Genomic DNA, 12,967 nt, shown 5'->3' on the forward strand with positions numbered 1-12,967 from the left:
AAACATATTTTTATATATGATTTATGAAGTCTCCTCAAAGTCAGAAGCCCCAGCACCAATCAAATGCGACATTTGTTTTCCTGCTTGAATGAGGGCAAGGCGGGTCTCTTCCATAGTGGCGTCATTCGAAGCGACTAGCCGTTTAATAAAGGGAACGGTGATGGCTGCGATCACGTCGCCAGAGTATGAAAATACGGGAACCGAGATATTGTAGACCCCCTGAATAACCGCCGAGGGGCTCTCGCAATAGCCGTTTGCTTTGGTGGCGAGAATGTTGCGCTCAAACTGGTCCATCGCGTCGGGGGGCATGTCTTTGAGTTTTGCGCAAAGGGCGTTTCGGGCTTTTTGGGTTTTCTGATACGTCAAAACCGCGCCCGAAGCCGTAAGGATAAGTGGCACCCGCGCCCCAAGGCGTACCGAGGTAACGTTGTTGCCAGGAGGGTCGGTTTGGGCAATGACGAGGATGTCCGAATTATGTAAAATCGCTAGGTGTACAGATTGATTAAGCGTTCTGGCCAAATCCTCCATGACCTCGCCCGCGATCGCGTTCAGGCGGCGGATCGGGGGGTGACGATGGGCGATTTCAAACAGGCGCGGCGTGAGAGAGTAGCACTCGCTTTTCTGATCAAGCGCCACATAGCCACGTTCCGATAGAACGGCAAGCATGCGGAAAATCTCGCTGATGGAGCGATCCAATGCTTTGGCGATCTCGGACTTTTTCATGCCTTTGCTTTGGCTGGCTAAAAGTTCGAGGATATCGAGGCCTTTGGACAGGGCAGGAGCGTTGTACTTCGCCGTTTGATTGTCGCTATCAGATTTGGGCATATGCGCTCCTTTAGTTTGAAAATTCATACCTGTTTTCCTGCAAAAGCGAAACCGTGTTTAATGGGGGTGCTAAAGGTTCCATATCCGTTTTGCGTTGTCGCGATACAGGGCTGCGCGTTCTTCGGCGCTCCAGTCCATTGTGAGGGCATGGGTCGTGGCCACCCAAGTTTCGAGACCGCCGCCCAAATTGCAAACCGGACTATCGGAGCCCCAAATGAGGCGGTCGGGACCGAAGGCTTTTGCGACGTGTTCCACATAGGGGCGGATGGTTTCGAGGGTCCATGATTGCGCATCAGCATAGGCAATGACGCCCGAGACTTTTGCCGCAACGTTGGGACGTTTTGCGATTTCGTCGATACCCTTCGCCCAATTCTCGATGTCTCCGCCTGCGATGTCGGGCACGCCGCAGTGGTCGAGAATGAACTGAACGTCGGGGCAATAATCCACCAACGCGTTGGCGAGATGCATTTGCACGGGGAGCACGCAGAGATCAAAAGTGAAGCGAGTATTTGAGAGCTTTTTAATGTTGTCGCGGAACAGTTTTGATTGGGACGTTGCATCGGGCATCGTGTGCAAAACACGACGAAAGCCAAAGATAGTCGGGTTTGATTCGGCACGTTCAAGCTGTGCGGCAAAGATAGACTCTTCAGGGCGGCAGGAGGAAATCGCTCCTTTGAGGAGGCTATCGGGCGTCGCCATTAACTCCGACATGAGGTCTGTTTCGCGTTCAATTTGGTCGGGCGTGACGTCGACCTCCATGTTGAAACACCCCGAAATTCCAAGCCTGCGCGCGATACGTGTATAGGATTCAAGCTCGTTTGGCTGGTCGAGGGCGGGCACATCTTTGAGCCACGGGTAGGTCAATCGGTCGAGATAAATCAGGTGTAGATGGGTGTCGAACAGCATGTGGTTCCCTTTCAAACTTCTCCAAGAGAATGATTGACTAAATATAAAAGTCAAGTTTATATGTAAAACAAGAGCGGGCGAAATAACCGTCTCGAATGTAGATCCATGGGAGGATAGAATGAATAAACGAACACTTAAAGCGCTGCTATCGGCGACGGCTTGTGCTGCAGCCATAAGCGCTGTGCCTGCGAATGCGGGCGAGTTTGACGGCGTTACGCTGCAAGCGAAATTGATTGGTGGCCAGCAATATGAGGCGCTTTATGCCCGTATCGCCGAGTGGGAGGCCGAGACAGGCGCCACCGTTGATATCATTTCCAAAAAGAACCACTTCGAGTTGGACAAAGAATTTAAATCCGACATGGCGGCTGGCACTTTGGGATGGTGTGTTGGCTCCAACCACTCGTCTTTTGCGTCGCAATACCCAAGCCTTTACACAGATTTGACACCTTATTTGACACCGGAGTTCATTGCTGAATACGTGCCGTCTAACATTGCTGCGTCCAAAATTGGCGACGCTTTGGTGATGCTGCCGCGTGCACAATTTGACGTATCCGCCCTGTATTATCTCAAATCCGTTTACGCGGATGAGGCTAATCAGGCAGCTTATAAAGAAAAAACAGGCCGTGATCTGACGCCGCCTGACACATGGGACGAATATAAAGAACAGGCGATCTTCTTTACCGATGCGCCAAACTTCTATGGCACGCAATACGCGGGTAAGGACGAAGCAATCGTTGGCCGTTTCTATGAAATGGTCGTCGCCGAAGGGGGGCAACTGTTTAACGACGACTGGACGCCTGCGTTCAATAGCGATGCTGGCAAACGGGCCCTCGCATGGTTTGTTGATCTATATGAAGCAGGCGCGGTTCCTCCCGGAACAACCTCCTATCTTTGGGATGACCTCGGTGCAGGATTTGCTTCTGGTTCCATTGCTCTCAATCTGGATTGGCCAGGCTGGGCGGGCTACTTTAACGATCCAGAAAGCTCGAAAGCTGCAGGCGATGTTGGCGTGATCGTACAGCCACAAGGCTCTGCGGGTATCCGGACCGGTTGGTCGGGCCACCATGGTTTCTCTGTGACGGAAACATGTGACAACAAAGAAGCAGGCGCGTCGCTTGTTGCGTTCCTCACAAACGAAGAGAGCCAAACTCTTGAAAGTTCTGCAGGTCCATTGCCAACACGGACAGCCGTTTGGGAAACTGTTGTTGCGGCAGCTAAGGATGATCCCTACCAAGCAGAAGTCTTGACGGCCTTCCAAGCGGCGGCGTCTCATGCGTTCCCAGCGCCACAGACTCCTTACTGGATTGAAGCGACAAACTTGATCTACCCAGAGCTGCAAGCGGCAATTCTTGGTGACAAGACCATCGACGAGGCACTTGAAACAGCTTCTGAAGCTGTCGATGAGATGATGCAAGAAAACGGCGTCTACTAAACTCTCGGTCCTCCGAAGCGGGGGCGGCTTTCGGGCTGCCTCCGCAATTTCCCTCCAAAGAAAAGTCTTCAGCCATGCCCCGCATTAAGCTGCCCACGTGGTTCGTGTTGCTGCTGCCGGCAATCATAATCCTTGCCTCAGTGGTTCTCGTCCCGCTTCTTCTCTCCCTGTATTCCAGCTTCACGCCGTACCGGCTGACGCGTCCCGAAACGCTCTGGAAGTGGATCGGCACCTATAATTATCAAAAAGCCATGGGAGACTGGAATTTCTGGGTCGCCTTTGGCCGCACAATTCTGCTGCTCACGGTTGCTTTGAACCTTGAAATGATCCTCGGGCTTGGTCTCGCGCTGCTCGTGAACAGGGTAACTTATGGCCAACGGGCGTTGCGCACTTTTATGATGTTCCCGATGATGTTCTCGCCCATTCTTGTTGGCTTTCAGTTCAAGTTCATCTTCAACGACAACGTTGGTCTCGTGAACAGTGCGCTGCAATCCTTGGGGCTTTCCGATACCGCGATCCCGTGGCTTGTGGATGGAAAACTTGCGTTCTTTGCCATCGTTTTTGCCGAAACTTGGATGTCGACCAGCGTGTTCGCGATCCTGATTCTTGCGGGGCTATATGCGATCCCGAGTGATCCGATGGAAGCGGCTAAAGTGGACGGCTGTACGCCGTGGCAAACCTTCCGACACATCACATTGCCTTTCATTATGCCCTTTATTTACATCGCTCTGGCTATCCGAAGCCTCGATGTGGCGCGGGCATATGACATCGTTCAAATCATGACCAACGGCGGCCCCGCGCGGCGCACCGAGTTGTTATGGACGTTGATTGGGCGCACCGGATATGTGGACGCGAAAATGGGGTATGCCAACGCGATGGGCTATATCTCGATCATTCTCGCTGTCTTCTTCACCGTGTATTTCTTCAATAAGCTCAACGCGGCTCGTAGCGAGCTGGGCATGGCAGGATAGACCGATGGACATTAATCAAAAACACCGACTTCAGGGCTTGCTTTTAGGCTCGCTGCATAAAATCACCCTGTTTCTTGCCATGTCGATCATCTGTATTCCCGGCCTTTGGATTGTGCTGAACAGCTTCCGTCCGACCGTCGAGATCATGGCCAAACCCCCCGTTTGGATTCCCAATGAACTCAACCTCGACCACTACCGCGCTATGTTTGGCGCGGCGGGCGAGGGCGGGGTTCCCGTGGTGCAATATTTCACCAACTCGCTGATTATTTCGGTGACCTCCACCCTGATTGCGATCCTTGTTGGGATGGCGGGCGGCTATGCTTTTGCACGGTTTAAGTTCAAAGGGAAAACGTGGATATTTATCGGCCTTATGCTAACACGCGCCGTTCCTGGTGTGGCGCTCTCCTTGCCGCTTTTCATCGTCATGGCGAAAACCGGATTGATCGATACGCATATTGGCTTGATCATTGTTTATGTCGCGATGAACGTGCCATTTACCATCTGGTTGATCGACGGGTTCTTTCGCCAAATTCCGCATGAATTGGCCGAAGCCGCCGAGATCGACGGCTGTACCCGTTGGCAGGCTTTTTGGCGGGTTGAATTTCCCGTCGCCCGCGCAGGGATTGCATCGGCGGGGATCTTTGCCTTCCTGACAAGCTGGAACGAATACGCGCTGGCCAGCCAGTTGACGCGTTCCACGTTTTCAAAAACGATGCCTGTGGGTCTTCGGGATTTCACTTCGGAATTCACCATCAATTGGGGTGGCATGTGTGCCCTCGCGGTCCTTATGATCATCCCCGCTCTCATCCTAACTTTCATTGTGCAAAAGCACCTCATTGCCGGTCTTACCTTCGGCGGTGTGAAAGGATAATCCAATGGCCAAAGTCCAACTTAAAAATATCGTCAAAAACTACGGCGCCCTTGAGGTTGTCCATGGGATTAATCTCGACATTGAGCACAATGAATTTGTGGTGCTGGTCGGCCCTTCGGGGTGCGGGAAATCCACAACTTTGCGCATGATCGCAGGGCTTGAGGATATCTCCGGCGGCGAAATCTCTATCGGTGAGAACGTGGTGAATAACCTCCCGCCACGGGATCGCAATATCTCGATGGTGTTCCAAAACTACGCGCTTTATCCGCATATGACGGTGCGCGAAAACCTCGGGTTCTCGCTTAAAATTGCCAAGAAAAGCGAAGAAGAAATCGCCAAGGCCGTGGCCGAAGCCGCCAATATTCTGTCCCTGACGGAATACCTTGAGCGCAAACCCGGCGCGCTTTCGGGTGGCCAACGCCAACGGGTCGCCATGGGGCGCGCGATTGTGCGTCACCCCGATGTGTTCCTGTTTGATGAACCGCTTTCCAACCTCGACGCCAAACTGCGCGCGCAGATGCGGGTCGAAATCAAGAAGCTGCATCAAAAGATCAAAACCACGATCGTTTATGTGACCCACGATCAGGTCGAAGCCATGACCCTCGCGGACCGTATTGTGATCATGCGCGACGGGCATATCGAACAACAGGGCACCCCCCTTGAAGTGTTCGAAACGCCGGTAAACACCTTTGTGGCGACTTTCATCGGCAGCCCGCCGATGAACCTGATGGACGCCACGGTTACGGCGGACGGTAAGCTTGATCTTACTGATGGAGTTTCGGTGCCGGTTCCCGCGGCGTTCAAAGATAAAGTCAGCGCAGGGCAGAAAGTTGTGTTTGGTTTTCGCGCGGATAATGTGATGCCAGAGGGGCATTCCCTTCCGATGCAAGGCGAGGCGGCCAGCTTTGATATGACCGTCGATCTCTCTGAACCGCTGGGCACGGAAACCCTGTTGTTTGTCACCTTGGCAGGCGTGGAAATTCAGGCAAAAATGCACAATCCGCGCCCCGTAAAGTCGGGCGAACGGTTGACCTTTCAGCTTGATCTTACACGCTGTCACTTGTTTGACGCAGTAACCCAAAAAGCATTGAGGTAACCATGGCACTGATTTCAAAAGTAGAAATTTTTACGGTGGATTTGAAGCCAAAAGTGAAGCGTACAGACGCGACACAAAGCTTCGACAGCCAAGAAACGCCTTTTGTGCGGATTACCGATTCCGAAGGGCAAACGGGCCTTGGATACAGCTATACAATCGGGCAGGGCGGTGGCGCGATCATGTCGCTGTTGCGCGAAACGATGGTGCCGAAATTGATTGGCCGCGAGGCCGAGGAAATCGGGCGTATTTGGCGGGATCTTCTGTTTTCAACTCATGCCACATCGGTGGGGGCGATTACCTCACTTGCGCTCGCGGCGATTGATACGGCGCTTTGGGATTTACGTTGTAAGCGCGCGGGTTTGCCCCTTTTTCAGATGTTGGGCGGAGCTAAAGACAGCGTCGCGATGTACACCACCGAAGGGGGCTGGCTTCATATCTCGACCGAGGATTTGGTCGCCGACGCGTTGGATGCACAATCCAAAGGGTTTTCCGGCTCAAAAGTCAAAATCGGCAAGCCGCATCTTTCCGAAGATCGGGCGCGTTTGGCTGCGGTCCGCGACGCCGTGGGACCGTCTTATGAAATCATGGTCGACGCCAATCAAAGCCTGAGCCGCGCCGAGGCCACCCGCCGCGCACATATGCTTGAACAGTTGGATATCGCGTGGTTCGAAGAGCCACTTCCCGCCGATGATGTGCTGGAACATGTCGCGCTTGCGGCGAGTACGTCGGTGCCCATTGCTGTTGGTGAAAGCATGTATTCGATCAGCCAGTTCAAGGACTATCTGGTGACGGGCGGCGCGAGTATTGTGCAGGTCGACGTGGCCCGTATTGGCGGGATTACCCCGTGGATGAAAGTCGCGCATATGGCCGAAGCGCACAATGTGCCTGTGTGTCCGCACTTCCTGATGGAGCTACATGTCAGCCTTGTTTGTGCCATTCCAAATGCGCCGTGGCTTGAATATATCCCGCAACTTGATGGGCTTACGAAAACCGCCATGCGGATGGAAAACGGACGCGCCTTTGCCAGTATGGAGCCGGGCCTTGGTATTGACTGGGATATGGACGCGATTGAAGCCCAAAAAATCGACGGTCTAAGCGCCAGTTTTGGTGCATAGGAGGATATGATGGAACGCATGGGAATGGTGATCGGCGTTAAGCCCGAAAACATCACCGAGTATAAGAAAATTCACGCAGACGTCTGGCCTTCGGTGCTGGCGAAAATATCTGAATGCAATATCAAAAACTACACGATCTTTCTGCGCGAGCCGGAAAACCTGTTGTTTGGTTATTGGGAATATCACGGTAGCGATTTTGCCGCTGATGCCGCAATTATGGCAGCCGACCCTGAAACCCAACGCTGGTGGGAGATTTGTATGCCTATGCAGGCGCCGCTTGAAACACGGGGGCCAGAGGATTGGTGGGCGATGATGGAAAACGTGTTCCACATTGACTGAACGGAAAACGACATGACGCTCAATTTGCAGCAACATTGGCCAAAAGCCACCAACCCGCTCCCCATCGTGATCTTTGGGGCGGGTTCGATTGTGACGGATGCGCATTTGCCGGCCTATGATAAGGCGGGCTATCAGGTTGCGGGTGTTTTTGATCCTGACCTTGAGAAGGCGCGGTTAGTTGCCGCACGATTTGGTTGCGACGTTTTTGAAACGGCCGAGGAAGCCGCCGCACAGCGTAACGTGATTTTCGATCTCGCGACGCCACCGGACGCGCATGCGAAAATCTTACGTAGCCTGCCGGACGGAGCGGCGGTTTTGTTGCAAAAACCTATGGGCAGCGATTTAGCGCAAGCCACTGAAATTCTGGAGGTTTGTCGCGCCAAAAACCTAAAAGCCGCCGTGAATTTCCAGCTAAGATTTGCACCGATGATGTTGGCGTTAAAAGACGCCGTGGATCAGGGGTTACTTGGCGAGATCGTCGATTTTGATGCATGGCTTGCGCTGGACACGCCTTGGGGGCTTTGGAAGTTTTTGGAGCCATTGCCACGGGTCGAAATTCTGCTCCATTCCATCCACTATCTTGATTTCATTCGCAGTATTCTGGGTGATCCTAACGGCGTTCATGCCAAAACAATGGGGCACCCGAGCAGCAAAATCGCCCAATCCCGCACGGCGGCGATCCTTGATTATGGCGATACCGTCCGCTGTGCTCTGTCGGTCAATCATAACCACAGTTTTGGTCGCAAATATCAGGCCTGCGAATTTCGGATATGCGGCACTAAAGGGGCGGCCTATGTTCAGCTTGGCGTGAACCTTGATTATCCTCGCGGCGAGCCGGATATCCTGTCGATAAATACAGGCGACGGGTGGACAGAAATCCCCCTCACAGGCGCGTGGTTTATCGATGCTTTCGCCAGTCGCATGAGCCAGTTGCAACGGTTTGCAACGCACGAAGACCCAAATTTGATCAGTTCCGTCGAAGATGCATGGAACACGATGGCGCTTGTTGAAGCTGCCTATGAAAGCAGTGCAACTCCCGCGACACAGATTGCAAGGAAGCCCTAAATGCCCTCAGAGAACTTTATAAAACTGCATGAAAAAGACAATGTGTTTGTCGCCCTGCGTGGGGTGGCAAAAGGCACGATTGTTCAGATCGGTGCCAACAGTTTCCCGACCGTCCAAGATGTCTCGCTGGCGCATAAAATTGCCGCGCGTGACATCACGTCAGGAGAGGTGATTTACAAATATGGCATGCCCATCGGAACAGCGACACAGGATATCCCTGCGGGTAACAATGTGCATGTGCACAACGTCAAAAGCAATTATACCGCAACCGTTTATCGCGCTGAAGAAAGTGGCGTGAGCGAGGACAGCATATGACACAGACCTTTCAAGGCTACGCGCGTCAAGATGGGCGCAAGGGCATTCGCAATGTCGTCGCCGTTGTTTATTTAGTGGAATGCGCGCATTTCGTGAGCCGCAAAATCACGGAGAAATTTGGCGAAAACGAGGTCCATCTGATCGGGTTTCCGGGTTGTTTTCCAAACGCTTATGCCCAAAATATGATGGAGAAACTCTGTACGCACCAAAACGTTGGCGCGGTGCTTTTGGTGTCTTTGGGGTGTGAGAGTTTCAACCGTGCCAAGCTTGAAAACGTCATTCGCGAGTCCGGGCGCCCCGTCGAAACACTGGTGATCCAGAAATCGGGCGGCACAGCAACGACGATCCAAGCGGGACGGGCATGGATTGAAAAAACACTCGTCGAAATAGCCGATGTTCCCCGTATAGAAATGCGCGTGAGCGATCTGATTGTTGGCACGATTTGTGGTGGCTCCGATGGGACCAGCGGGATTTCTGGCAACCCTGCTGCGGGCCGCGCTTTTGACAAATTGGTCGCTCAAGGGGCTGCTTGTATCTTTGAAGAAACCGGCGAATTGATCGGCTGCGAAGACATTATGGCTGCGCGCGCCGCGACCCCTGAATTGGCCCAAGAACTGCGCAACGCCGTCACCAAAGCAGAAGCCTATTACGACACACTTGGTTTTGGCAGCTTCGCCTCTGGAAATGCCACAGGGGGCCTCACAACGATTGAGGAAAAATCCCTCGGAGCTTATGTGAAATCCGGCAGTTCGCAAATTTCTGGCCTGATTAAGCCGGGCGATATTCCCCCGACGGGCGGCCTTTATTTGATGGACGTCGTTCCAGACGGTGACGTACGGTTTGGCTTCCCAAACATCGCGGATAACGCCGAAATCACCGAAATGATCGCCTCTGGCGCGCATATGACTCTGTTTGTTACGGGGCGCGGTTCTGTTGTTGGGTCCGCCCTTGCGCCGGTGATTAAAATTTGCGCAAATCCAGATACTTATCGGGCCTTGAAGGATGACATGGACGTCAATGCGGGCGCGATTATTGAGGGGGAAAAGACCCTCGAAGAAGTCGGACAAGAGATATTTGACACTATCATCGCAACAGCAGATGGTGCAAAAACCAAATCTGAAGAATTAGGACATCAGGAATTTATCCTGACCTACAAATCATTTGAACCCATCGGGCCTGCGTGTTTGCCGGCTCCGGCGCGCTAATTCAAGGAGATATTCGTGCAAAGACTAAAGGGAAAAACTGTTCTGGCCTCAGCGGCGGGACAGGGAATTGGTGCGGCAACCGTTCGACGCATGGTACAAGAGGGCGCACGCGTGATTGCAACGGATCGCGACATCACCCCATTGGAAGGCGTCGAAGGCCTTGAAGTACACCAATTGGATGTGACTGACAGTGCTGCAATCACAGCTCTGGTTGCGAAAATTGGCCATGTTGATGTATTGTTTAACTGCGCGGGGGTTGTCCATGCGGGCACCATTCTTGATGCCACCCCAGAAGACCTCGACTTTGCGTTTCTGCTCAATGTTCGGGCGATGTTTGACACAATTCGCGCCGTGTTACCTTCGATGATCGAGCGCGGAAATGGCTCCATTATCAACGTGGCATCGGTGGCTAGCTCCATCACGGGCGTGCCAAATCGCTTTGTTTATGGCACCACAAAAGCTGCCGTCATTGGTCTCACGAAATCGGTCGCGGCCGACTATGTGGCACAGGGTGTGCGTTGTAACGCAATTTGCCCCGGAACCGTGGACAGCCCGTCGCTTCAGCAACGTTTGCGCGACACAGGGGATTACGACAAAGCCCGTGGCGAATTTGAAGCGCGCCAGCCAATGGGACGTCTCGGAACGTCCGAAGAAATCGCCGCTCTTGCTTGCTATCTTGCAGCGGACGAAAGCGGATTCACAACGGGCCAAGCCCATGCAATTGACGGTGGATGGTCCACTTAACCTACGGAGTTAACATGAAATTTCTAAGATATGGGCCACGTGGGTCCGAAAAACCGGGTGTTTTGGATGCAGCTGGAAATATTCGCGATCTCAGCGGATTTGTGGGTGATATTGCGGGCGAAGTTCTTACAAACTTGGCGCGGTTTGCGGATTTGGATGTGGAAAGCCTTCCCTTGGTCGAGGGCAACCCGCGTTTGGGTGCCTGCGTTTCTGGCACGGGTAAATTCATGTGCATCGGCCTTAATTATGCCGATCACGCTGCAGAAAGCGGCTTGGCCGTGCCCAGCGAACCCGTGCTGTTTATGAAAGCAACCAGCGCGATCTGCGGGCCGAATGATCCCATTTTGATCCCGCGCGGCAGTGAGAAAACCGACTGGGAAGTTGAGTTGGGTGTCGTGATTGGCAAGGCCGCGAAATACGTGAATGAGGCCAACGCTTTGGACCATGTCGCGGGCTATTGCGTCATCAATGACGTGTCCGAACGTGCGTATCAAATCGAACGTGAAGGCCAATGGACCAAAGGGAAATCCTGCGACAACTTCGGTCAAACTGGACCCTATTTGGTGACGCCTGATGAAGTTGGCGATCCGCAAAATCTGTCGATGTGGCTTGAAGTGAATGGCGAGCGCGTACAGAATGGGTCAACTAAAACAATGGTTTACGGTGTTGCACACCTCGTGAGCTATTTGAGTCAGTTCATGACGCTTCATCCCGGTGATATCATTTCCACAGGGACACCTCCGGGTGTTGGGTTAGGCTTTAAGCCGCCACGTTTTCTAAAAGCTGGTGACAAAGTTGAACTGGGTATCGAAAAGCTCGGCCAACAGGCGCAGGTTTGTGTCGCAGACGCCTAAAGCGATTAAATAATTGGAAAAGCCGCGCCATAATCGGTGCGGCTTTTTCCGTTTTGCGGGCTAGTCCGTAAAATATTCGGCGTTATCCGCGCCAAGGGCCGGCGCGCCTTTTGTTGAGGTTAAAACCTCCCCATCGATGCGGATAGGGCATCGTGTGGTTTGCATTTGAGTGCCGCCATGCGACGTGACGGATTGAAGTGCGTCGAGCGATTTAAACCCTTCCTCCTCCATCATTCGGGGCCAATCAAGGACTTCGGCACACCAAATATCGGCGGGTTCGAGCACGTCGAGCAATTCACGGGCGGATTTTGGCAACAAGAAATCCCGCAGGACGGCTTTGATTTCATCACGTTTTGTGAACGCGATTAAAGGGTCGCCAAAAGCGGCGAGGGTAGGGCTGTTCAAAAGGTCGGCGAGCTTGGAAATCGGAGCCATCGCAATCGCAATATGGCCGTCACGCACTTTGTAAATTCCGTAGGGTGCTGTCGAATTTACGCCTGCATTCGCTACGGCGCAGCGCTCTGGCTGGGTCGGGGCGCCCGCGAGGTAGGAGGTTATCATCTCAAATTGCATGTCCAGAGAACTGCTCATCAAATCAACCTCAACAAGCGCGCCCTGGCCCGTTAACGAGCGGCGCAAAAGGGCTGCCATAATGCCTTGGCTCAGATGGTTGCCGCAGGTAATATCAAGCACCGCAAAGGCAACAGGAACGGGCCCTTGATCACTGTCCCCTGAGAGCCACGGCATTCCGGTTAAGGATTGTACAAGGAGGTCTTGGCCCGGCTTTTTCACCCACGGCCCTTTGCTGCCATATCCCGTGACCGAGGCATATATGATGCGCGGGTTAAGAGCCTTAACTGTTTGAAAATCCAGACCTATTTTTTCCATCACCCCTGGGCGGAAATTGTGGATCATGACGTCGGCGGTTGCGATAAGCTTTTTCACGCGCTGCAAATCAACGGGGTCTTTTAAGTCCGCCGAAACGCCAGATTTGTTGCGATTGATGGTGTGAAAAAGCAAGCTGTCGCCATCCAGCATTTGATCCGCCACAACAAGACCGCGGCATAAATCGCCGCCATTTGGGCGTTCAACCTTGATGACTTCGGCCCCCAAATCGGCGAGTCGCAAAGCGGCGGCGGGGCCCGCCAAAAACTGAGCGAAGTCTAATACCCGAAGGCCCTCTAGCGGTTTCAAATGATGTCCTCCAAATTCGATGTTTTCTATATGAA

Annotated in this window: 14 protein-coding genes; 11 read left to right on the top strand and 3 right to left on the bottom strand. The window is 53.1% G+C overall.

Annotated elements, in window-relative coordinates; all coding sequences use genetic code 11:
- Positions 1–21: 21 nt before the first annotated feature.
- Positions 22–825 carry an IclR family transcriptional regulator gene (locus RC74_RS14100; protein ID WP_039001280.1) on the bottom strand — a complete coding sequence of 268 codons (804 nt, stop codon included), beginning with the start codon at positions 823–825 and terminating at the stop codon, positions 22–24.
- Between the two features lie 69 nt (positions 826–894).
- Complete coding sequence (locus tag RC74_RS14105; protein ID WP_039001208.1) at positions 895–1,731, bottom strand: amidohydrolase family protein; 837 nt, start codon at positions 1,729–1,731, stop codon at positions 895–897.
- Positions 1,732–1,849: 118 nt separating this feature from the next.
- Here RC74_RS14105 and RC74_RS14110 point away from each other — a divergent pair, with 118 nt between their 5' ends.
- The 11 genes from RC74_RS14110 (at position 1,850) to RC74_RS14160 (ending at position 11,738) form a co-directional block, all read left to right on the top strand.
- Entirely contained in the window at positions 1,850–3,163 is a 1,314-nt protein-coding gene (locus RC74_RS14110; protein WP_039001209.1) for a type 2 periplasmic-binding domain-containing protein, read from the top strand.
- A gap of 74 nt (positions 3,164–3,237) precedes the next feature.
- The gene (locus RC74_RS14115) at positions 3,238–4,134 is read left to right on the top strand and encodes a carbohydrate ABC transporter permease (RefSeq protein ID WP_039001210.1); all 897 of its coding nucleotides are present in this window, start codon (positions 3,238–3,240) and stop codon (positions 4,132–4,134) included.
- Between the two features lie 4 nt (positions 4,135–4,138).
- The gene (locus tag RC74_RS14120) at positions 4,139–5,005 is read left to right on the top strand and encodes a carbohydrate ABC transporter permease (RefSeq protein ID WP_039001211.1); all 867 of its coding nucleotides are present in this window, start codon (positions 4,139–4,141) and stop codon (positions 5,003–5,005) included.
- Between the two features lie 4 nt (positions 5,006–5,009).
- Positions 5,010–6,101 carry an ABC transporter ATP-binding protein gene (locus RC74_RS14125; RefSeq protein WP_039001212.1) on the top strand — a complete coding sequence of 364 codons (1,092 nt, stop codon included), beginning with the start codon at positions 5,010–5,012 and terminating at the stop codon, positions 6,099–6,101.
- Between the two features lie 2 nt (positions 6,102–6,103).
- The gene (locus RC74_RS14130; protein ID WP_039001213.1) at positions 6,104–7,216 is read left to right on the top strand and encodes a mandelate racemase/muconate lactonizing enzyme family protein; all 1,113 of its coding nucleotides are present in this window, start codon (positions 6,104–6,106) and stop codon (positions 7,214–7,216) included.
- Positions 7,217–7,222: 6 nt separating this feature from the next.
- Positions 7,223–7,555, top strand: a complete 333-nt coding sequence (locus tag RC74_RS14135; protein WP_236939939.1) for an L-rhamnose mutarotase — start codon at positions 7,223–7,225, stop codon at positions 7,553–7,555.
- A 12-nt stretch (positions 7,556–7,567) separates the two neighbouring features.
- Positions 7,568–8,620 (top strand): Gfo/Idh/MocA family protein, encoded by a 1,053-nt coding sequence (locus tag RC74_RS14140; protein WP_039001215.1) that lies wholly within the window; start codon positions 7,568–7,570, stop codon positions 8,618–8,620.
- Entirely contained in the window at positions 8,621–8,935 is a 315-nt protein-coding gene (locus RC74_RS14145; RefSeq protein WP_039001216.1) for a UxaA family hydrolase, read from the top strand.
- A complete protein-coding gene (locus RC74_RS14150) occupies positions 8,932–10,140 on the top strand; it encodes a UxaA family hydrolase (protein WP_039001217.1) in 1,209 nt (402 codons plus the stop codon). The genes RC74_RS14145 and RC74_RS14150 overlap by 4 nt, the downstream gene beginning before the upstream one ends.
- Before the next feature lie 15 nt (positions 10,141–10,155).
- Positions 10,156–10,884, top strand: coding sequence for an SDR family oxidoreductase (locus tag RC74_RS14155; RefSeq protein WP_052274702.1), 729 nt, complete (start codon positions 10,156–10,158; stop codon positions 10,882–10,884).
- Between the two features lie 14 nt (positions 10,885–10,898).
- Entirely contained in the window at positions 10,899–11,738 is an 840-nt protein-coding gene (locus RC74_RS14160; RefSeq protein ID WP_039001219.1) for a fumarylacetoacetate hydrolase family protein, read from the top strand.
- A 60-nt stretch (positions 11,739–11,798) separates the two neighbouring features.
- Here RC74_RS14160 and RC74_RS14165 read toward each other — a convergent pair whose 3' ends face one another.
- Positions 11,799–12,932, bottom strand: coding sequence for a CaiB/BaiF CoA transferase family protein (locus tag RC74_RS14165; protein ID WP_039001220.1), 1,134 nt, complete (start codon positions 12,930–12,932; stop codon positions 11,799–11,801).
- Between the last annotated feature and the right edge of the window lie 35 nt (positions 12,933–12,967).

The sequence above is a fragment of the Falsihalocynthiibacter arcticus genome, from assembly GCF_000812665.2.
Taxonomy (GTDB): domain Bacteria; phylum Pseudomonadota; class Alphaproteobacteria; order Rhodobacterales; family Rhodobacteraceae; genus Falsihalocynthiibacter; species Falsihalocynthiibacter arcticus.

Coding starts and splice junctions, on each gene's coding strand:
- RC74_RS14115 (WP_039001210.1), top strand. CDS start 3,238: ATGCCCCGCATTAAGCTGCCCACGTGGTTCGTGTTGCTGCTGCCGGCA.
- RC74_RS14150 (WP_039001217.1), top strand. CDS start 8,932: ATGACACAGACCTTTCAAGGCTACGCGCGTCAAGATGGGCGCAAGGGC.
- RC74_RS14140 (WP_039001215.1), top strand. CDS start 7,568: ATGACGCTCAATTTGCAGCAACATTGGCCAAAAGCCACCAACCCGCTC.
- RC74_RS14135 (WP_236939939.1), top strand. CDS start 7,223: ATGATGGAACGCATGGGAATGGTGATCGGCGTTAAGCCCGAAAACATC.
- RC74_RS14120 (WP_039001211.1), top strand. CDS start 4,139: ATGGACATTAATCAAAAACACCGACTTCAGGGCTTGCTTTTAGGCTCG.
- RC74_RS14105 (WP_039001208.1), bottom strand. CDS start 1,731: ATGCTGTTCGACACCCATCTACACCTGATTTATCTCGACCGATTGACC.
- RC74_RS14130 (WP_039001213.1), top strand. CDS start 6,104: ATGGCACTGATTTCAAAAGTAGAAATTTTTACGGTGGATTTGAAGCCA.
- RC74_RS14110 (WP_039001209.1), top strand. CDS start 1,850: ATGAATAAACGAACACTTAAAGCGCTGCTATCGGCGACGGCTTGTGCT.
- RC74_RS14160 (WP_039001219.1), top strand. CDS start 10,899: ATGAAATTTCTAAGATATGGGCCACGTGGGTCCGAAAAACCGGGTGTT.
- RC74_RS14100 (WP_039001280.1), bottom strand. CDS start 825: ATGCCCAAATCTGATAGCGACAATCAAACGGCGAAGTACAACGCTCCT.
- RC74_RS14145 (WP_039001216.1), top strand. CDS start 8,621: ATGCCCTCAGAGAACTTTATAAAACTGCATGAAAAAGACAATGTGTTT.
- RC74_RS14125 (WP_039001212.1), top strand. CDS start 5,010: ATGGCCAAAGTCCAACTTAAAAATATCGTCAAAAACTACGGCGCCCTT.